Below are 20,469 nucleotides of genomic sequence, written 5' to 3' on the forward strand. Positions count from 1 at the left end.
TAGCAAGTACTCCTTTTTACAAATGATAAATTTAAAAAGTATAAGCGCAGAAGGGAGTGAGGCCACCAATAGTTTAAGTGTAAAATTAAAAAAAGATTTTATGAAAGTGAAGGTGAGGCCAAAAGTAAATTTAATTTTCAGTTAATTCAGTAGATCCTAATTCTGTACTATAAGATAATTAAATTGTACGTAAATGGTATGTTGTATTTGGAGTATAGTAAGAGTGCTTATAATTTGTAAATTCATTAGTTATAAAAGTAATTAGATGTTAAAAATCATTAGATGTAATGTGTAAACCACAATAGCTTCAAGGAAGGTTAATAATTCTATGGAGACTATTGAAAAGTACTAAAATTTCAGAAGAGAGGTTGGGTGTAAAAATTCAAATAGAAGATGAAAACTTTATAAAAGAATTAGGATCTATTTAGCAGCTTATTCATATGTAATGTATGTGAATGAGCTGCTATATTATTTTTTGTATAACTAAAATGAAAAAAAAGTTAATTATATAGAAATATTTTTATAAAATAAATGGTTACATAGAAGTGGAGAGTTAGAAGTGTTTTTAAGAAAAACTAGTATAAAGTAAAAACTACTACATTATGTAGTAGTATATCTAAAGACGCTTAGCGTATAAACGCGCAATGCTATCATATAATTTTGAAATTAATATTTATACTTATAATATAATCAAAAAAGACTAAGTTGTCAAGAAAAATTTAGCATTTTCACAAATTTATGAGTTTAGACAAAATGTAAAATTACATAGGCTTTACAATGCATTATTGATGATTTCACATTTTCATTATATTTGAATAAAATTATTATAGTACGTATTGCAGAACTTTAGTTTTTATCTAAATATAATTTGTCACAATAAGTTAGGAGGGGAGATATATGTCTGCATATGATCATCCGAATTATCAAGAGGAATTAGAAAGGTTAAATAATACTATTAGTTATTTAGAGAATTATAATGAAAAATTTTTAAATCGAAAATCAAGCATTGACGAGGCTGTTGATTATGGTAAAAGTCATTACAACTCAGATAATGCGGAGCAATTTAATGAATTGGTAATAAATACTGCTCTTCAAGATACTGTAAAAGGTAAAATTAGGGATATTACTAAAAGTATTTCAAAGCCTTATTTTGCAAGAGTAGATTTTGATGAAAATGGGTCTAATAAACATGGTAAATATTATATAGGAAAAATATCTCTTATGAATGAAGAGAATCAAGAATTTTTAATAATAGATTGGAGATCACCTGTTGCTAATTTATATTATGAAGGAAGATTAGGAAAAGCAAGCTATAATTGTCCTGATGGAGAAATATCAGGACAAATAAAATTGAAGAGGCAGTACAGTATAGAGTCAGGAAAGCTTAAAGAAATATTTGATATAGATATAACTACTAATGATGAGTTTTTGCAGGCAGCCCTTGGAGCTAGTAAGGATAATAGATTAAAGGATATTGTATCTACAATACAATCGGAACAGAACAAAGTTATAAGAGCAGATATGTGGAAACCTCTTATAGTGCAAGGTGCTGCTGGTGGAGGAAAAACTACTATAGCGCTCCATAGAATAGCATATCTTATGTATAATAACGAAAACAATATAAAACCTGAAAACTTTATGATAATAGCACCAAATAGATTCTTTCTAAGCTATATTTCAGAAGTACTTCCAGAACTGGGTGTGGAAAATGTAACGCAGACTACCTTTGAAGATTTTGCTTTTGGAATAATAGGTAAGAAGTTAAAGTTAAAATCATCTCAACAAAAACTTTCAGGAATTATTGAAAATTATTCAAGTGAAAAATGTAAACAGAATAGTAATATAATAGCGGCATCTTCTTTTAAATCATCTCTTATGTTTAAAAATATGCTTGAACGATATTTTAAAAAAGTAGAAGAAAATTTTATTCCTAAGGTAGATTTTAAAATACACAATTTTATATTATTCAGTTATGAAGAGTTAAACAGACAGTTTTTTGAAGAATATAGTTATTTGCCCTTTAAGAAGCGTGTTAATGAAATTAAAAAAAGTTTGATAAATAAAGTTAAAAACAACAAGAAAAAAATGCTTGAACAAGTAGAGAAAGAGTATGATGAAGAAATCGATGAAGTAAGAGCAGCAATGAACGACTGCGCAGAAAGAAGAGCTAAAATAATAAAAATTGCAGATGAAAGAGATGAGTTACTTTCAAATATCAAAAAGGGTCTTAAAACATTAATAAAGAATTATGTATCTAAAATTAATACAAAATCAGTGTTGGATTATTATATTGGTTTTTTAAATAATATGGAAAATTTTAATAAAGATAGTGTTTCAAATGAACTTATAAATTATGTAAAAAATGCTTCACTTAAGAATCTTTTATCTAAAGATATAGAAGTGGAAGACTTAGCACCTTTAATGTATATTAAATTTAGCATTTTTGGATTAGATGAAAAGATAAGTTTAAAGCATATAGTAATTGATGAAGCTCAAGATTTTAGTTTATTTCAACTTTATATTCTTAAGAAGATAATAAATAGCAGTTCATTTACAATATTGGGTGATTTGTGTCAAGGAATATATAGTTATAGAGGAATAAATGATTGGAACGATGTAGCAAAGTATATATTTGAAAATGAAGATTCAACAATGCTTTCTTTAGAGAGAAGTTATAGAACTACTATAGAAATAATGAATGCTGCAAGTGAGGTTATAGGTAGTCTTAAAAATTCTCGTCTCCCTAAGGCAAAACCTGTAATACGACACGGGGAGGAAGTAAAGGTTTTTGAAAAAGATTCTCTAAAAGAAATAGCAAAAGACATAGATGATAAAATTTTGGAAATGGAAAAGCAGGACTATAAGTCTATGGCAATAATATGTAAAACGCTTGATGAGTGTAAAAATCTTAAGAGGCTTCTAAAAAATAAGAAGAATGTTTCAGTAATAACAGGTAAAGAAAAAGAGTATTCTGGTGGTGTTGTTGTAATTCCTTCTTATCTTGTAAAGGGGCTTGAGTTTGATATGGTTGTAATAGCTAATGCTTCTAAGGAAGAGTATACTAATAGTGAGCTTGATGTAAAGCTTTTGTATGTAGCGATGACAAGACCTCTTCATAAGCTTTATATTTATTCTGTAGGACAAAAAAGTGAAATAATTTAGGGCTTGTATGCCCTTTACTATTTTTAAAATTGTACGATAATAGTTATGTAGGTATTTTTATTTATATAAAAAATCGTATACTTAATTAGGGGGTACAAATATTGGGAAAAACAAATATATTACTAAAGAGTGGAACAGGAGAAGTAGAAGTTTTAGAGTTTGTAGTTTCAGGTAAGCATTATGCAATAAACGTTATTAAAACGAGAGAAATTGTAAAAATAGAAAAGTATACTAAAATGACTTGTAATAATCCAGCTGTTGCAGGTGTTTCTTTACTACGTGATAATATAATTTCATTAATAGATTTAAAATATGTATTAGATAATGAGTCAATGAAAAATATAGAAAAAGGAAAGACTGCACTAATTTGTGAGTTTAATAAAACTAAAGTGGCTTTTTTGGTAGACGAAGTTTTAGGAATACATCGTATAAGTTGGGAACAAATTGAAAAAACAGATGATCTTATGGGAGACAGTTTAATAATAGGAAATATAAAAATGAAAGATAAAATTTTAATGTTTTTAGATTTTGAAAAAATATTAGTAAATATTAAGGAAGCTAATGGTGTATGTGATAAAGCAAATAATGATGTTAATTATGATGCTGGTAGAAATAAATATAAAATAGCATTGGCAGATGATTCATATACTATTAGAGCTATGCTTAAAGATGCATTAAAGGAATCTGGATATACTAATCTTTCATTTTTCCAAAATGGACATGAAGTGTTAGAGTATTTATATGATCTAAAAGATAAAAAAGGAGAAAGATTTTTAGAGAATGTGGATCTTTTAATTACAGATATAGAAATGCCTAAAATGGATGGACATACATTAACTAGGAAGATTAAAATTGATAAGGAACTAAAGAAACTTCCAGTAGTTATTTTTTCATCTTTAATAACACCAGAATTATATCACAAGGGTGAGGAAGTAGGAGCAGATGCTCAGATAAGTAAGCCTGATATTGATAAGTTAGTTGGAATATTAGATGAACTATTGGAAAGAGAATAGGCAGAGGAAAGAGAAAATATAAAAGGAAAAGTAAAAAGTACAAAGTTTAAAGTATAAATATGGATGTTTTTCTTACAGAAAAACTTTTATTAAAATAAATCTAAGATTTACTCAAATTTATTTTAATTGAATTTCAAAAGCTTGCTTTTGAAATTCTTCCTTATTTATACTTTCTTCTTTGTACTTTTTACTTTAAAATATAATCTGTGCTATAAGCACAATTACTGGAAGTGTTATAAGAGTACGTTCAATAAATATTATTATTAAATCTTTTAAGTTAACAGGAATTTTTGAACCAATTAAAAGTCCTCCAACTTCAGACATATAAATAAGCTGAGTTACAGAAACACATGCTACTACAAATCTTGTTAATTCACTTTTTATAGAGGCTGCTATAACAGATGGAAGAAACATATCTGCAAAACCTATTATAAGTGTTTGAGAAGCTTGTGTTGCTTCTGGTATGTGAAGTAATTTTAATAAAGGTATAAAAGGCATCCCAAGCCATTTAAATAAAGGCGTATAGTTAGCTATAATAAGAGCAATGGTTCCCATTGCCATAACTACAGGCACTACTCCAAGCCACATATCTAATATATTTTTTAATCCACTCTTTATAAAATCAGAAAAACTGTTATTTCCACGAGCTTTTTCCATTGCTTTTATTAATCCCCATTTAATGCAAGAGTATCCTTCAGGAATTAGTTCAGAATTTTTCTTTTCAATATTGTTATAGCAAGTATCAGGCTTTCTTGAAAGTGGTGGAATACGAGGAGTTATTATAGCTGCTATTATTCCTGCAGTAGTTACAGTTAAATAAAAAGGTACAAAAAGATGTTCAAGTTTTACTTGAGAAAGAACTACAAGGCTAAATGTTATTGAAACTGCAGAGAAAGTTGTACCTATAACGGCGGCTTCTCGTTTTGTATAATAACCGTCTTCATATTGTTTGTTTGTAAGTAACACACCAATTGTTCCATCTCCAAGCCATGATGCTATACAGTCAATAGAAGAACGTCCTGGTAGAGTAAAAATTGGACGCATAACTTTTGTAAGCAATACCCCAAAAAATTCTAAAAGACCAAAATCTAATAGTAGAGGTAAAAACATTCCTGCAAAAAGAAAAATAGAAAATAAAACTGTAAGAAGGTCATTTAATAAAAGCCCTCCTGTATCTTTAGACCATATCCATTGTGGACCTATTTTAAAGAATGTAAGTACCGCAAAGAAGGCTCCAAAAATTCTCAAAGTTGTCCATAATGGAGATGAGTTAAGTAATGAATTTAAAAATTTATTTTCCATTATAGTTTTAGGTTTGAATATTTTTGTTATCATTGTACCAATAAATGTAAGACATATTATAATCGTCATTATGCATGGTAATGCATAAGAAAGTTTGCTTTGAACAAATTTTGAAAGTATTGCGATAGGTATAGTAACTTGTCCATCATGAAGTAATGGAACCATAAAAAGCAATACTCCTAATATTGATGGTATTAAAAATTTAAAAAAGCTTTTTGATAAGACTTTAATATCTGCTTGTTCGTTCATATATATTCTCCTTTGTAAGTGCAATAATTATGTTATACATTCAACTTAAATAAAAGTTTTTCTGTAAGAAAAACATCATTATTTATTCTTTTAACTTTAAACTTTGTATTTTTCTTTATACAGTTGTATTTGTGAAACATTATACATTATAGTGCATAAATATTAAAAAATCAATGTTTAGAGTTTGAAATTTTTAATTGTTTTTTTTCACGTTAAAATTGATTTATTTTGTAAATATTTGAACATTTACAAAAGACGTATAAACAAACCAATGAAAAAATATATTTATCTTCCTTAAATTACAAAAAAATACAAAGAAATGTGTTATTCTAAATAAGAAGGGGGCCTATAAGAGCGTATATAAAATACTAAACCAAAGTTAAAATGGATTATTTATTATGAGTTAATGTGATAGGGGGTTTTGATACTTTATTTAAAAAAAGAAAAATATATAAGTAAAAGGTTGTGATTAGAGTGACTAATGGTAGATATAAATCAATAGGTATACTAAAAATTCCATTTAAATATGCTAGAAAATATTCAATAGTAATAGGGATTCAAAAGATTTTAGAAGGAATAGTTCCAACATTGCAAATATTAGTAACAGCTAGATTTTTAGATGTAGCTATAGATATAGTATCTAAAAATAGGGATTTTAGTGATATATTTATACCTTTAGGATTAATTGTGTTACTTTTAGTGTATTCTTTAATGTCTGAAAAACTTATTAATTTTGTTAATGTAAAATTGGAGATGAAATTAAGAAAAAATTTAAGAGTTTTTATTACAGAAAAAAGAGCAAAGTTAAAATATAATCATGTAGAAAATAACTATACATGGGATTTGATTTCAAGGGTTTCTAAGGAACCAGAAGTTAGATGCAAGAATGCATATAATGAATTTTTAGCTCTTATAGCTATGTTTGTTCGAATTGCTGGTTTATTATTAGTTATTTTTGTTCATGCTTGGTGGGCAGCAATAGTAATTCTTTTAATAGCTGTTCCACTATTTACAGTAGCATTGAAAAATGGCAAAGATAGTTATGAAGCAAATAGGGAAGTTTCAAAATATAGAAGAAGGTTTGAATATTTAGGAGAGGTTTTAACAGGAAGAAGAAAGTGCAGCTGAGAGAACTCTTTTTGGTTATACTAAGAGGATTAATGATAAATGGAAAGAACAATATGAAACTGCAAGAAAGATTGAGTATAAAACAGACTTAAAAATTTATAGAAGAACACAGGTTAGAGGGATAATTACAACAATAATTTCTATAGTTATAATTGTAATTTTATTAAAACCTGTACAAATGAAATTATTAAGCATAGGTTTTTTTATATCTATTGCTAATGGTGTTTTGGAACTTGTTCAAATAATGTCTTGGCAATTTACATTTTATGTTGAAGCATTAGCTAAAAATAAAGAATATATTAAAGATCTTTATGAATTTTTTAGTTTAGATGAAACAGAGGGTGCAATAGATAAGCCTTCAAGTAATTATATGGAGTTTGAATACTTAGAGTTTAAAAATGTATCTTTTAAATATCCAAATACAAAAAATTATATATTGAAGAATTTATCATTTATTATAGAAAAAGGTGGACATTATGCTTTTGTGGGAGGTAATGGAGCTGGAAAAACTACTATAACTAAACTTATAACTGGTTTATATGATAATTTTGAAGGAGAAATTCTTATAAATGGTAAAGAGATTAGGAAATATAAACAATGTGAGTTAAAGTCACTTTGTGCAGTAGTTTATCAAGATTTTGCTAAGTACTTTATTTCATTTAAGGATAATATTGCATTAGGAGATGTTAATAATATGGAAAGAGATGATGTGGAAGATAAGATTAAATCTTCTATGAATATTATGAATCTAAACGATGTAGCACAAAAATTATCCCATGGATTAGAAACACAACTTGGTAAAATTAAAGGTAATGGAACTGATTTATCAGAAGGACAGTGGCAAAGAATAGGCATGGCAAGAGCTATTAATAATAATGCACCAATTAGAATATTGGACGAGCCAACAGCTGCTCTTGATCCTATAAGTGAAAGTAATATGTATGAACATTTTGAGGAAATAAGTAAGGGCGGAACCACAATTTTCATAAGTCATAGATTAGGGTCAATTAAGCTTGCAAGTAAAATTTTTGTAATTGGTAATGGAACTATCATAGAAGAAGGTTCGCATGAGAAGCTTATGAATTGTAGAGGGGTTTATGCAGATATGTATGAAAGTCAAAGGAGTTGGTATTTATGATAAAGAATAAAAAGCAGGATATTTCACTTTGGAAGATAATATCTAGAATAACTCCTATGGCTTTTGCTGCATGTCCTATTTACTTTATTATATGTAACATAATAGGTGCTTTACATGGTATATCTCATGGTTTTAAAACCTTAATAACTCAGAAGTTTTTTGATTCTGCAACATTTTTGGTATCACATAACAATGCTTTTGGACAAGTGATATTAATGTCATTAGCTCTAGCATTAACATTTATTATGTCTCAAATATTAAATGGAATTCACAATTTCATGATTAATAATAGGGAAAATATAATAATTGGACATATAGAGCAGGAAGTAAATGATAAAGCGGGTAAATTAGATATTATATCTTTTGAAAATACAGAATATTTAGATGACATAAAAAGAGCAAAAGAAGGAATTAAAAGTAGTTCAGAATTAATATCCATATTAACAGATTTGATAGTTCTCTATTTACCATACTTTATATTTATGGGGGTTTATCTGTATAGATTAAAACCAATTCTTATTGTATCACTTATCATTATATTTATTCCTACATTTATAACTCAATTTATTAGGACGAAAATTTTTACTGGTTTAGCTAATGAGTCTGGTCCTATAAAAAGAGAGTATGAATATTATGAAAAGTGTATAGTAGATAGAAAATATTTTAAAGAAACAAGAATGTTAGGAGCATTTAAATATTTTAAAGACTTATATGTTTGTTCATTAAATTTACTTAATAAAAAGGTATGGAAAGCAGAAAAGAAATCAGGATTTATAGAATTATTTATGAGGTTATTAACCGTTTTGGGGTATATTGGAGTTTTATATTTACTTTTTATAGCTCTTTTAAATGGTGAGATATCTCCAGGTGCTTTTGGAGCAGTATTTGGGTCTATAGGTTTTATGTTTAGTGTAATGGAGGAAATAATATGTATAGGTATGGGGGAAGTTTCAAACAATCTTGGAACTATAAAAAATCTCATAAGATTTTTAGATATACCTGAGAGAAGTGGAGAAGAGGTAAGTATTGAGGAAATTCCTGATATATTAATAGATGATGTTTCATTTTCTTATCCAGGATCAAGTAAACCATCTTTATCTAACATTAATTTAAAGATTAATGCAGGAGAAACAATAGCTATAGTTGGAGAAAATGGAGCAGGAAAAACTACTTTAGTAAAACTTATGATGGGATTATACACTCCTACAGAAGGAAAGGTGTTAATTGGAGGAAAAGACACATCAAAGCTTTTACCTAAATCTATATATGAAAATGTTTCAGCTGTATTCCAAAAATATCAGAAATATAAGATGACTTTTAGGGAAAATATTGAAATAGGATCATTAAATAAGATGATTAATAAAGACAGTGAGGCTAGAAATAAATTATTAGAAGAAGCTGTTTCAAAAGTTGATTTGCAAATTAGTAAAGAAAAGATTAAAGATGGATACAATACAATGCTTTCACGGGAATTTAACGGAATAGATTTATCAGGAGGTGAATGGCAAAAAATAGCTATTGCTAGAGGTTTTTATAGAAATCATAAAATGATAGTTCTTGATGAGCCTACAGCTTCTATAGATCCAACTATGGAAACAAATTTATATAATAAGTTTTGGGAAATGTCTCAGGGAAAAACAGCTATAATAGTTACTCATAGATTAGGTTCAGCTAAAATTGGAGATAGAATAGTAGTTATGGATAATGGACAAATATTAGAGGTAGGAAGTCATGAGGAGTTAATAAAACTTAATGGAAAGTATGCCGACATGTATGAGGCACAAAGTAAATGGTATTCAAAAAATGATATGTATATATAATAGTCTGTATTAGGCTATAAAAATAATGATAGAACAGCTATTTTGAAATGATAATAGCTGTTCTATTATTATTTTATTCAACTTTCGCACATTACAAGTGTATTTTGTGAAAGTATTCTGGACTATTTTGATTAGAAGTAATATTAAAATTAGTAAAAATTGTAAAAAACTAAAGGGATTCTTTAATTTTTATAGAATAAATATAATATATATTTTAGTGTAGTAACATTTTTTTATGTATATGTATAAAATATAGTATGCAAAACTATAAAAATTTAACATATACTAAATTAATTTAAATGTTACAAAAAGTATATCTTTAAATAATTAATTAAATAGGGGGTAAATTATGAAGGGGAAAAAGTTAATGGCGTTGTTGGTAGGGGTTTGTTTAGTTTCTTCTTTGGGGTTATTTGGTTGTGGAGAAGCAAAACAAACAAGTAAAAATGTTAAGCAAAGTATTAAAATGGATAAGGAACAGTATATTAATGTAAATTTTGGTGCAGAGCCTAAAACTTTAGATTTATCTAAGGCAACAGATGTTTATTCTTGTCAAATATTTCAAGAAGTTATGGAAGGACTTACAAGGTTAGAACAAGATGGAGATGGTAAAGATGTTGTAAAAGCTGCAGGTGCTGAAAAATGGGAACATAATGAAGAAGGTACAGTTTGGACATTCCATCTAAGAGATTATAATTGGACTGATGGTAAAAAAGTAACAGCAGAAGATTTTGTTTATTCATTAAGGAGAACTCTTGATCCAAAAACAGGAGCTCCACAAGCTAATTTATTATATGTTATAAAAAATGGTAAAGCTATAAATGAAGGAAAGACAGAGTTAGATACATTAGGTGTGAAAGCAGTAGATGAAAATACACTTCAAGTGACACTTGAACAACCATGCCCATATTTCTTCCAATTGACGTACAATAAAGCATTTTTACCTCAAAGGAAAGATGTAGTTGAGAAACATGGGGATAAATATGGATCAGATGGGGATAAATTAATATTTTGTGGACCATTTGTAATAGATCATTGGACACATAATTCAGAAGTGGTATTGAGCAAAAATGATAAGTATTGGGATAAAAAAGCAGTTAATTTAGAAAAAATTAATTTTAAAATAATAAAAGATGTAAATGCTATGTATAATTCCTTATATACTGGTGCATTAGATTCCGCCGGAGTATCACAAAAGGAATGGATAAAAAAATTTGATGCTACTAAAAAATTTGATAGGATTCAAGGATTTCTTCCAGCAGCAAATTATACTTTCTTTAATTGTAAAGATAAAATATTTAAAAATGCAAATATAAGAAAAGCATTTTCAATTGGAATAACAAGAGAAGATTTGTGTAATGTTATTTTTAAAGGACGTTATAAGGCAGCTTATGGTTGGATTCCTAAAAAAATTCAGGTAGATGGTAAAGAGTTTAGAGAAATGGTAGATGAACCGATAAGACAATTAAAAGAAGATAATCCAGATCCAAAGGAATTATTGAAGAAAGGAATGAAAGAACTTGGAATGGAGCCAGATCCAAGTAAATTGGAGGTTACTTTTTTACAAAGCGGTACAGATCAATGGTATAGAACTTATGCAGAATATATACAACAAATGTACAAGAAGACTTTAGGAGTTAATATTAAAGCAGAATATGTAGAATGGCCAGTATTCCAAAAAAGAGTGGATGAAGGAAAATATCAAATAGCAGGTATGTCAATGTCAGGTGATTATAATGATCCAAATACTTTCATGGATGGATTTATATCTGCATCTGCATATGTTCCAACATTTTGGAAAAATAAGGAGTATGATAAGCTTGTTGTCGAATGTCAAAATATAATGGATCAAGAAAAGAGATTAGAAGATTATAAAAAGGCTGAAAAAATTCTTTTATATGATGATGCTGCAATATCACCAACTGCATATAGGACAAGAAACACTTATAAGTATAAATATGTTAAGAATTTAATGCTTCCTTTGTTTGGATCGGCAGAATATAAATACGTATATATAAAAGGTAGAAAGTAAAAAATAGTAAAATTGTGGTTTGTATAAACCACAATTTTTTTTATGAAATATGTTACTTCATTATTTAAATATTCTAAAATTAATAAAAATTTCAAAAAAAGAAGGATTTTATCAAGAATTATCGAAGTACTATATTATAAATTTTAGATACATTACATATTTTTTCATTTATATACAAAATAAATCACATATATTATGAAAAAATTAATGTATATATAAAATATTTATATAATTAAAATTACTTTTGATGATTATTAAAATTAAAGGGGGTAAATTTATGAAAAGTAAGAAAATAATATCATTAATAGTAGGTACTTGTTTAATTTCTTCATTAGGACTATTTGGTTGTGGGGAAGCAAAGAAAACAACTTCAAAGGCTAGTGAAAAGAAAATGGATAAAGAACAGTATATTAATGCCAATCTACAGGCTGAGCCAAAAAGCTTAGATCCATGCAAAGGTACAGATGGATATTGTTGTCAAGTATTTCAAGAAACAATAGAAGGACTTACAAGATTAGAGACAGACGCAAATGGAGAAGATTGTATAAAACCTGCTGGTGCTGAAAAGTGGGAACATAATGAAGAAGGTACAGTTTGGACATTCCATTTGAGAGATTATAAATGGCAAGATGGTAAAAAAGTAACAGCAAAAAATTATGTTTATGCATTTAAAAGAAGCTTAGATCCAAAAACAGGTGCGCCACAATGTAATTTATTGTATCCTATAAAAAATGCTGAAGCTATAAATCAAGGAAAGGCTTCTACTGATTCATTAGGTGCAAAAGCAATAGATGATAATACACTTGAGTTAACACTTGAAAAACCATGCCCATATTTCTTTCAATTAACTTTTAATAAATCATATTTACCACAAAGACAGGATATAGTGGAAAAATATAAAGATAAATATGGATCAGATGGAGATAAATATATAAGTTGTGGACCATTTGTGATAGATCATTGGACACACAATTCAGAAATTGTATTGAAGAAAAATGATAAGTATTGGGATAAAAAGAAGATTAATTTGGAGAAGGTTAATTTTAAGATAATAAAAGATCCAACTGCTTCTAATAATTCATTATATTCTGGTTCATTAGATCTTGGAGGAGTATCAAAGCAGGAATGGATTAAGAAATTTGATGCTACTAAGAAATTTGATAGGATTCAAGCAGTTTTACCAGCATTAAATTATAGTTTCTTTAATTGTAAAGATAAAGTATTTAAAAATGCAAATATAAGAAAAGCTTTTATACTTGGTACAACAAGAGAAGACTTAGGAAAAGTTATATTTAAAGGACGTTTTAATCCTGGATATGGAGCTATTCCTCCAAAGGTTAAAATAGATGGTAAAGAATTTAGAGATATAGCAGAAGAACCAGTAAAACAATTACAAAAAGAAAATCCAGATCCAAAGGTGTTATTGAAAAAAGGAATGAAAGAACTAGGATTAGGAGATGATCCAAGTAAATTAGATGTAACTGTTTTACAAGCTGGTACAGACCAATGGAGTAGAACTTATGCAGAATATATACAACAAATGTATAAGAAAACTTTAGGAGTTACTATTAAGGCAGAATATGTAGAATGGCCAGTATTCCAAAAAAGAACTGATGAAGGAAAATTCCAACTAGGTGGTATGGCTGGATCAGGAGATTATAATGATCCAAATACTTTTATGGATGGATTTATATCTTCTTCTCAATATACTCCAGTTTTCTGGAAAAATGAAGAGTATGATAAACTTGTTGTTGGTTGTCAAACTTTAATGGATCAAAAAAAGAGAATAGAAGATTATAAAAAAGCTGAACATATACTTATACATGATGAAGGTGTAATATCACCAGAATTATATCGTACAAGAAATACTTATAAATATAAATATGTTAAAGGATTAATGATTCCTTTATTTGGAAAAGTAGAATATAAATATGCTTATACAGATGGAAGACAATAATAAATCATAGAGAGTAAAAAGTATAAAGAACAGAGTAGAAATAAGGATGTTTTTCTTAAAGAAAAACTTTAAGGGGCTGTCCCGCTGAGTGTTAGTGGGACAGTTTTTTACATATAAAAAATACTGTAGTATTAGTATAAAAATATGCTAAGGCCACAGTATTTTTATTTGAATTTTAAACTTTTTACTTTAAATTTATATGTTTTTTTAACTATATTACTTTAATTATAGCTAAATCTACTATCAACATAACCACATAAGATATAGGAACTACCATAAGAATTTTATCTTGTGGTACATTTGTACAGCCGCACAAACCTTTGAAGAATAATATTATAGATAAAATAAATCCTATGAGAACGGCACATAAGGATAATGGAAAACTTATGTAGCTCAAAATAAGTTGTAATAAAGTATAAAAAATAAATGGTACAAATGAAGAAACTATAACTTGTAAAAAACATAAGGGTCTAATGTCACATTTAAATACATATTTAAATATAAAGTAAGTTGTTAAGAAAATTATTATACAACTGATAAAAAATAGAAAAATTTCAAATATAAAAATTTTGGACCAAGACATATAATTATCTATTTCATACATTAAACGTTTATTAATTAACCCAAATATATAATTATTTCCCATGATTGTATCAATGTATTTAAATGCAGTTTTAGCTATATTTTGCATTAATAAAACGTTAATTATTCCATATAAAAATGAAAGAAGTAAAATTAATATATATGTACATTTTTTGCTTAATTTTTTTATTGACCAATCCATTGTATGAATTGGGTTTACAAGCATACCCAGAATATGAGTAGAAAGTTCCTTAGTAATATTTTGTTCATTTTTGGAATTATTCATAAAAATCACCTGCCTTATTGTAATGTCATGAAATGTTTTGGAACAATATAAAATTTACACAGTGACTATTTTTAACTGCGTAAATTGATTAGATAATTATGCATTATACCCAGCTATTATATTCGACATGAAAAAATGTTTTCCTTCTTTTCTATTATAATTTTCTTAGTTAAAAACCATAGCTGTGGAAATGATATATATAGTTCTCAATTTTTTCATTTTAAAGATAATTAATAGTTAATAATGAATAACTCAACTTTCGCAGGTGAAAAATAGCCGCTACGGTAAATGATATCTTGCTTAGAAGTGTTTTTTTACTGCGAAAGTTGAGTGAATAATTAATAATTAAGGAAATTTTGCCTTAGGGCAAAATAACTAATATATAATTAAAGATTTTTGTTAAAACAAAAATCAACCTTCATTATTCATTTTTAATTATTAATTCTTAATTGATATTAAATGTTTCTTATGCAGTATATCATTTCCTTAGCTATATAGTATTTTGTACTTCAAAATTTGATATTTAAGAATTTTTATTGAAATAATAACTAAAATTTATATAAAAAGGTATTGAGTTTATATGGAATTTGATTTAATATTATGAAATGAAGGTAATAATATAAAATAAAAGTAAAATATGGATAAAAGGAAATTTTGTATATTTTATCATAGATAAATGGAGGGAAAAGTATGAAGGTTAAGAAGTCAATTATTCCAGCGGCAGGTCTTGGAACAAGATTTTTACCTGCTACAAAAGCACAGCCTAAAGAAATGCTTCCAATAGTAGATAAACCTACTATTCAATATATAATTGAAGAAGCTGTTAACTCTGGAATAGAAGAAATATTAATTATAACAGGAAGAAATAAAAGAGCTATAGAAGATCATTTTGATAAATCTGTAGAACTTGAAAATGAGCTTGAAAAGAAGGGTAAAGAAGAACTTTTAAAAATGGTTAAAGATATATCAAGTATGGTTCAAATATATTATGTAAGACAAAAAGAACCAAAAGGACTTGGGCATGCTATAAGTTGTGCTAGAACTTTTGTTGGAGATGAACCATTTGCTGTAATGTTAGGCGATGATGTTGTAGATAGCAAAGTTCCTTGTCTTAAACAATTAATGGATTGTTTCAGTGAGTATAGAACAACTATATTAGGGGTACAAAAAGTTCCTCATAATGACGTCTGTAAGTATGGTATTGTAGATGGTGTTCACATAGAAAATGGGGTTCATAAAGTTAAGAATATGGTAGAAAAGCCTAAGATTGATGAAGCACCATCTGATGTTGCTATTTTAGGAAGATATATAATTACACCTGCTATATTTGATATATTAGATAATACTAAACCAGGAAAAGGTGGAGAAATACAGCTTACAGATGCATTAAAGAAGCTTCTAAATAAGGAGGCAATTTATGCTTATGAATTTGAAGGAAGAAGATATGATGTAGGAGATAAACTAGGATTTTTGCAAGCAACTGTAGAATTTGCATTAAAAAAAGAAGAACTTAAAAATCCATTTATGAGTTATTTGCAAAAAATAATTAAAAAAGAGAACAAGTAATAAACGAAACAGAAGGAAGAGTGAGTAACATGTATAAAGAAAGTAAAGTTAAAAAGAAGCATTTAGCATTAAAAATAATTTGTCCTATAATTTTATTATTAGTAATTTTAATATACTGTATATTTTCTAAGGCAGGTATGAAAACTTACTCAAAGAATAGTGAGCTTAAAGATGTAATTCATAAATTTGATATTGTTTCTGATAAAGGTGGAAGTACATCTTTATGCGAAAATGATGTAAATGAGATTTTGAATTTAGTTGTGGGTAAGGGAATAACTAAGAAAAATATAACAATAAAGAAATCTTGGGTAGACATATCAAATGATAATGTAACAGTATATGCTTTAGCTAAATATAAAAATTTTGAACTGCTTCTATCAAGTATTGGAAAAATAACTTACAATGAAAATTTAGTATATAGACCAGAAAAATTTAAAGTTGGAAAGATTACAATTCCTAAAAGTATAGCATTAAATAATGTTCAAAAGCTTCTTAAAAATAAAATAGTTATTGAAGATGAAAATATAATTGTGAAAAAAGATAACATACCATTACATATAGACAATGTAAAATGCGAAAATGGTAATGTGATAGTTTGCATAAAGAAATCTATTAAATCACAAATTTTAGATAAAGTTAATACTGAGTTAGCTTCCATAGCTAAAAATACAAAGGATAACAGTAAAAAACAAAAAATAAGTGATATGCAAAATAAAATTAAAACTATGAAAGATGAAATACAAAAGAAACAAAATAATAATAATTCAAAGCAAGTTAGTAAAAATGTTAATAGTAATAATAAAAATATTGCAAAAAATAGTAGTACAAAAGCAAAAGGATCTGCTTCAAAGGCCATAAGTGAACTTAGTGCAGCTAGAGGTTCAATTTCAAGTGGAAAAGGGAAGCAGATGGTAGATATAATGATTAGTACTATTAATCAACTTAATAGTAATCCTTCAAGTAATTGTAGAGGTAATGTTGGAGCTGTAGTTTCTATATACAAATCTCTTACTCCGCAGCAAAAGAAAAATTTTAAAAATGCATTATTTACTAATGTTGATACAGCAAATGCATTGAAACTTAAAAGCTATTTTAAAATTTAAAACATAAATCAAAGTAAAAAGTGAGAAATTTGAAATTTGTACTTTTTACTTTGATTTTTTTTATTTTATAATATTTACTGGTTGTTCTTGAAATAATTTTAATGTTAATTTTAATATTGATTGAGTTTTAATACTTTCAAAAATATGTTCTATTGAATTGTGTTCTAATACAGTTTTATCAGGACAAACTGTATTTTCCAAAATTTGTGTTTTCTCTAAATCGTAATGTATTGTTTTGTTTGAATAGTCATGAATTTTATTACTATTATCATTAAAATATTGAGCAAAGTTGTTTATAAGAAAATGTGTATAATTAATTGGTGTAATACATTTGAAAGGAACATATACAACAATATTTTTAATTAATCCTTTGATGTATTTGTCTGTTATGGTATCTGCAGTTGCATATTCAATGCTTTTTCGTATAAAACCTTTTAAAAAAAGCTTACCCTTTTTAACTTTGAGTGTTTTACTGCTGTCAATTTTATTTACTAATTTTGCTTCATTTAAATATACATCATTTTTTATTCGCTTAATTTCTAAGATTGGCTCGTCAAAATCTATGTTAGATATTATAGGAATTTCTAATTCTTTTTTGCTAAAACTATAGGAATATGAGACACAATTTTGTTAGATTGTATATTATTATTATTTGTTTTTGTATATATTATATTATTTTTGAGTGCTTTATTTTTCTTTAATCTATTATCAACATTGTTATTTGAAATATTAGGATTATTTTTTGTTTTTTTATTTGAATTATCAATGTTATTTTTTACTGCATTATTTATGCTGTTATTTGAAGTATTGATATTATCTTTTAATGTAGTGTCTTTACTTTCATTTGAAATATTAGAATTATTTTTTGCTATATTATTTGTATTATTATTTGAGATAGTATCATTAGTGTGTATCTTTTTATTTATAGTGTTTTTTGAAGTAGTAACATCGTTGAGAGGTTTAGTATTAGCATTCGAATTGTTGACATTATTTTTCACTATATTAGGTGTATTACTATTTGAAGTACTGATATTATTGTTTGTTTTATTATGTGCACTAGTATTTGAATTATTGATATTATTATTGGATTTGTTTTTACTAATATTGGGTTTTATATTATGATTTTTCATATTCTTTACATTACTTTTTTTATTATATGGATTCATAGTATTGTCAATAGCAACTAAAAGAAGTAAAAGTAATAAAAATTTTGCTATATTATTTTCATATAGTCTTTGTGTGTTCATTTCTACGCTCCTTTCTAAAGGGTAGGCTCAAGTTTGTATAAACTTGAGCCTTAGTACTGTGTTGAGTAAAAAATATAATTTTGCTATTTTAATTAGCAATCACGATTGCAAGAACAGCCGCTGCCATCTTTTATATTAACTTGTTGTAATTGTAATAATTTAAGGTTTATATAGATTACCATTTTTTCTACTAAAGTTTTATAAACTGTATATTCGCTGCAAGAGCAATCCATTGGAACTGGATCTTTGTGAAGATCAGTTTCATAAATTTTTGCAGAAACTAATTCACAATAAGGTTTTTCAGAGAAATAGATAGTATCTTGGAAGTTTTGTTCACAAGGGAATTTACCTATAACGTAATCGTCACAATTACATTGACAACAATCACATATTAAATCAATTTCAGTTTGAGGTTTTCTTATATTAAATTGAGGTGCGTGATCAAATTCTACTTCTGCAACACATTGGAAAGGTATATCTACAGTTGTATCTTTGATGCATCCACATTTTGGAGCAGTTGAATATTCTATATTTTTTCTTACATATCCAGCTAAGAATACTTTGCCTGTTACTTGTACACCTTTCTTAAATTTTCCAGCGCCAGGTATTAATTTGCATTGAGTTAAATATACGTCTTTCTTTATTCTTTTTATTTCATAATAAGGAGTGTCAAACTCAATTTCTGCTTCTACATCTATTTGAATATTAGTTTGTGATAAAACTACAGGTATTTTAGCTACTAATGGGCCGTCTATTCCTTTAGGTGTTATATCATCACTTTCACATACAGGTAATGTCTTTGCATAAGGGTCATAACAACTACAATCTTTCATTGTCATATATATTAATCCTCCTTCGATATTCTAGATAAATTTTTAGGTAGATTCGATATGTTGTCCACCTATTAATATAGTATTCAGTTAAGTATAAAATGGTACTATGAAGTTAAAAAATAACTAGATTTTTTATAATGAGTGGTGGTAAAATAAGAGATAAAGTTACATTTAAGAAGGAGACATAATATGAGTAGAAGACGAAAGAGTTTTAGCATTATATTTATTTTTGTGTTAATAGTATTACCTTTTACATTTTATTGTTATTATAAAAAGCAGTTGAATTCAAAAAATAATCATGTACCTGTATTAATGTATCATCATGTAAAGTCTGGAACAAAAACTGACTTAATAGTTTCAAAAAAAGATTTTGAAAAAGAAATGAAGTATTTACATGATAATAGATATAGAACATTAACATTGGATGAGGCATATAATTACATAAAAAGGGACAAGCAATTACCTAAAAAATCTGTAGTTCTAACTTTTGATGATGGATACAAAGATAACTATGAGAATGCATATCCTATATTAAAAAAATATAGGTTTAAGGCTACTATATTTATGATTACAAATAAAATTGGACAAGGTGAGTACTTAACATTAAATCAATTAAAAGAATTAAATAAAAATGGTTTTGATATTCAATCACATACAGCAAATCATGAAAATTTGTCTAAGTTAAGCTATTCAAAGCAATTAGATGAGTTAGAGAGTTCTAAAAAAGAATTAGAAAAATTGTTAAATAAAAAGGTTAGATATTTAGCATATCCTTATGGAGAATTTAATGAAGATACAATAAAAGCCTGCAAGGCTGGAGGATATAGATTAGCGTTTAGAATTAATGAAACTTGGGCAGAGAAAGATGACGGATTATATAGTTTAGATAGAGTATTTGCTAGAGGACTATTAACTGAAAAACAATTTGAGGAAAGAGTTAGTGAGCCTGGTTATTACCCTATAATAAAGATAGTGTACCATAAAATTAAAGATGTGATTTCATAAAAAATAAAGGGACGGTTCTTCAATTTTAAGCATTTTTGTTAAAATT

15 protein-coding genes and 1 pseudogene are annotated in these 20,469 nt (G+C 27.0%); 10 read left to right on the forward strand and 6 right to left on the reverse strand.

From position 1 onward, the window contains the following. The first annotated feature begins 897 nt into the window (after positions 1–897). Both helD and ACFIJ5_RS03815 read left to right on the forward strand, forming a co-directional pair. Positions 898–3,162, forward strand: a complete 2,265-nt coding sequence (gene helD / locus ACFIJ5_RS03810; protein WP_379803991.1) for an RNA polymerase recycling motor HelD — start codon at positions 898–900, stop codon at positions 3,160–3,162. Between the two features lie 101 nt (positions 3,163–3,263). After that, positions 3,264–4,175 carry a chemotaxis protein gene (locus tag ACFIJ5_RS03815; protein ID WP_379803994.1) on the forward strand — a complete coding sequence of 304 codons (912 nt, stop codon included), beginning with the start codon at positions 3,264–3,266 and terminating at the stop codon, positions 4,173–4,175. Between the two features lie 192 nt (positions 4,176–4,367). Here the strand turns inward: ACFIJ5_RS03815 and ACFIJ5_RS03820 are convergent, their stop codons facing one another. Continuing rightward, positions 4,368–5,726, reverse strand: coding sequence for a YjiH family protein (locus ACFIJ5_RS03820; RefSeq protein WP_379803997.1), 1,359 nt, complete (start codon positions 5,724–5,726; stop codon positions 4,368–4,370). Between the two features lie 474 nt (positions 5,727–6,200). Between ACFIJ5_RS03820 and ACFIJ5_RS03825 the strand changes: the two genes are divergently transcribed. From ACFIJ5_RS03825 to ACFIJ5_RS03845, 5 genes are all read left to right on the forward strand, one after another. Beyond that, positions 6,201–6,854: an ABC transporter transmembrane domain-containing protein gene (locus ACFIJ5_RS03825; protein ID WP_404661120.1), complete on the forward strand. Its 654-nt coding sequence runs from the start codon at positions 6,201–6,203 to the stop codon at positions 6,852–6,854. A gap of 178 nt (positions 6,855–7,032) precedes the next feature. Next, a complete protein-coding gene (locus ACFIJ5_RS03830) occupies positions 7,033–7,992 on the forward strand; it encodes an ATP-binding cassette domain-containing protein (RefSeq protein WP_379804003.1) in 960 nt (319 codons plus the stop codon). After that, on the forward strand, positions 7,989–9,812 hold the full coding sequence (locus tag ACFIJ5_RS03835; RefSeq protein WP_379804006.1) for an ABC transporter ATP-binding protein: 1,824 nt from the start codon (positions 7,989–7,991) through the stop codon (positions 9,810–9,812). Before ACFIJ5_RS03830 ends, ACFIJ5_RS03835 begins: the two co-directional genes overlap by 4 nt. A 349-nt stretch (positions 9,813–10,161) precedes the next feature. Further along, a complete protein-coding gene (locus ACFIJ5_RS03840; RefSeq protein ID WP_379804008.1) occupies positions 10,162–11,844 on the forward strand; it encodes a peptide ABC transporter substrate-binding protein in 1,683 nt (560 codons plus the stop codon). 277 nt (positions 11,845–12,121) lie between these two features. Next, entirely contained in the window at positions 12,122–13,801 is a 1,680-nt protein-coding gene (locus ACFIJ5_RS03845; RefSeq protein ID WP_379804010.1) for a peptide ABC transporter substrate-binding protein, read from the forward strand. Between the two features lie 211 nt (positions 13,802–14,012). Here the strand turns inward: ACFIJ5_RS03845 and ACFIJ5_RS03850 are convergent, their stop codons facing one another. Continuing rightward, positions 14,013–14,669 (reverse strand): YIP1 family protein, encoded by a 657-nt coding sequence (locus tag ACFIJ5_RS03850; RefSeq protein ID WP_379804012.1) that lies wholly within the window; start codon positions 14,667–14,669, stop codon positions 14,013–14,015. A gap of 690 nt (positions 14,670–15,359) precedes the next feature. Between ACFIJ5_RS03850 and galU the strand changes: the two genes are divergently transcribed. Further along, a complete protein-coding gene (gene galU, locus ACFIJ5_RS03855) occupies positions 15,360–16,235 on the forward strand; it encodes a UTP--glucose-1-phosphate uridylyltransferase GalU (RefSeq protein WP_379804015.1) in 876 nt (291 codons plus the stop codon). 29 nt (positions 16,236–16,264) lie between these two features. Beyond that, a complete protein-coding gene (locus ACFIJ5_RS03860; protein ID WP_404661124.1) occupies positions 16,265–17,338 on the forward strand; it encodes a hypothetical protein in 1,074 nt (357 codons plus the stop codon). 60 nt (positions 17,339–17,398) lie between these two features. Here the strand turns inward: ACFIJ5_RS03860 and ACFIJ5_RS03865 are convergent, their stop codons facing one another. The 4 genes and pseudogenes from ACFIJ5_RS03865 to ACFIJ5_RS03875 all read right to left on the reverse strand — a co-directional run bounded on the left by ACFIJ5_RS03865 (position 17,399) and on the right by ACFIJ5_RS03875 (position 19,424). Further along, the gene (locus tag ACFIJ5_RS03865) at positions 17,399–17,539 is read right to left on the reverse strand and encodes a hypothetical protein (RefSeq protein ID WP_379804018.1); all 141 of its coding nucleotides are present in this window, start codon (positions 17,537–17,539) and stop codon (positions 17,399–17,401) included. 240 nt (positions 17,540–17,779) lie between these two features. Next, positions 17,780–17,920, reverse strand: a pseudogene (locus ACFIJ5_RS18850) (hypothetical protein); the annotation flags it as partial. 2 nt (positions 17,921–17,922) lie between these two features. Then, complete coding sequence (locus ACFIJ5_RS03870) at positions 17,923–18,585, reverse strand: hypothetical protein (RefSeq protein WP_379804021.1); 663 nt, start codon at positions 18,583–18,585, stop codon at positions 17,923–17,925. 92 nt (positions 18,586–18,677) lie between these two features. After that, entirely contained in the window at positions 18,678–19,424 is a 747-nt protein-coding gene (locus tag ACFIJ5_RS03875; protein ID WP_379804024.1) for a CsxC family protein, read from the reverse strand. A 183-nt stretch (positions 19,425–19,607) separates the two neighbouring features. Here ACFIJ5_RS03875 and ACFIJ5_RS03880 point away from each other — a divergent pair, with 183 nt between their 5' ends. Continuing rightward, positions 19,608–20,423: a polysaccharide deacetylase family protein gene (locus tag ACFIJ5_RS03880; protein ID WP_379804026.1), complete on the forward strand. Its 816-nt coding sequence runs from the start codon at positions 19,608–19,610 to the stop codon at positions 20,421–20,423. Positions 20,424–20,469: the final 46 nt, after the last annotated feature.

The organism is Haloimpatiens myeolchijeotgali (assembly GCF_042688525.2).
Classification (GTDB): Bacteria; Bacillota; Clostridia; order Clostridiales; family Clostridiaceae; genus Haloimpatiens.

Excerpts from the sequence above, each read along its gene's own strand:
- helD (WP_379803991.1), top strand. The coding sequence starts at position 898 with ATGTCTGCATATGATCATCCGAATTATCAAGAGGAATTAGAAAGGTTA.
- ACFIJ5_RS03820 (WP_379803997.1), bottom strand. The coding sequence starts at position 5,726 with ATGAACGAACAAGCAGATATTAAAGTCTTATCAAAAAGCTTTTTTAAA.
- ACFIJ5_RS03830 (WP_379804003.1), top strand. The coding sequence starts at position 7,033 with ATGAAATTATTAAGCATAGGTTTTTTTATATCTATTGCTAATGGTGTT.
- ACFIJ5_RS03835 (WP_379804006.1), top strand. The coding sequence starts at position 7,989 with ATGATAAAGAATAAAAAGCAGGATATTTCACTTTGGAAGATAATATCT.
- ACFIJ5_RS03840 (WP_379804008.1), top strand. The coding sequence starts at position 10,162 with ATGAAGGGGAAAAAGTTAATGGCGTTGTTGGTAGGGGTTTGTTTAGTT.
- ACFIJ5_RS03845 (WP_379804010.1), top strand. The coding sequence starts at position 12,122 with ATGAAAAGTAAGAAAATAATATCATTAATAGTAGGTACTTGTTTAATT.
- ACFIJ5_RS03850 (WP_379804012.1), bottom strand. The coding sequence starts at position 14,669 with ATGAATAATTCCAAAAATGAACAAAATATTACTAAGGAACTTTCTACT.
- galU (WP_379804015.1), top strand. The coding sequence starts at position 15,360 with ATGAAGGTTAAGAAGTCAATTATTCCAGCGGCAGGTCTTGGAACAAGA.
- ACFIJ5_RS03860 (WP_404661124.1), top strand. The coding sequence starts at position 16,265 with ATGTATAAAGAAAGTAAAGTTAAAAAGAAGCATTTAGCATTAAAAATA.
- ACFIJ5_RS03870 (WP_379804021.1), bottom strand. The coding sequence starts at position 18,585 with ATGAACACACAAAGACTATATGAAAATAATATAGCAAAATTTTTATTA.
- ACFIJ5_RS03875 (WP_379804024.1), bottom strand. The coding sequence starts at position 19,424 with ATGACAATGAAAGATTGTAGTTGTTATGACCCTTATGCAAAGACATTA.
- ACFIJ5_RS03880 (WP_379804026.1), top strand. The coding sequence starts at position 19,608 with ATGAGTAGAAGACGAAAGAGTTTTAGCATTATATTTATTTTTGTGTTA.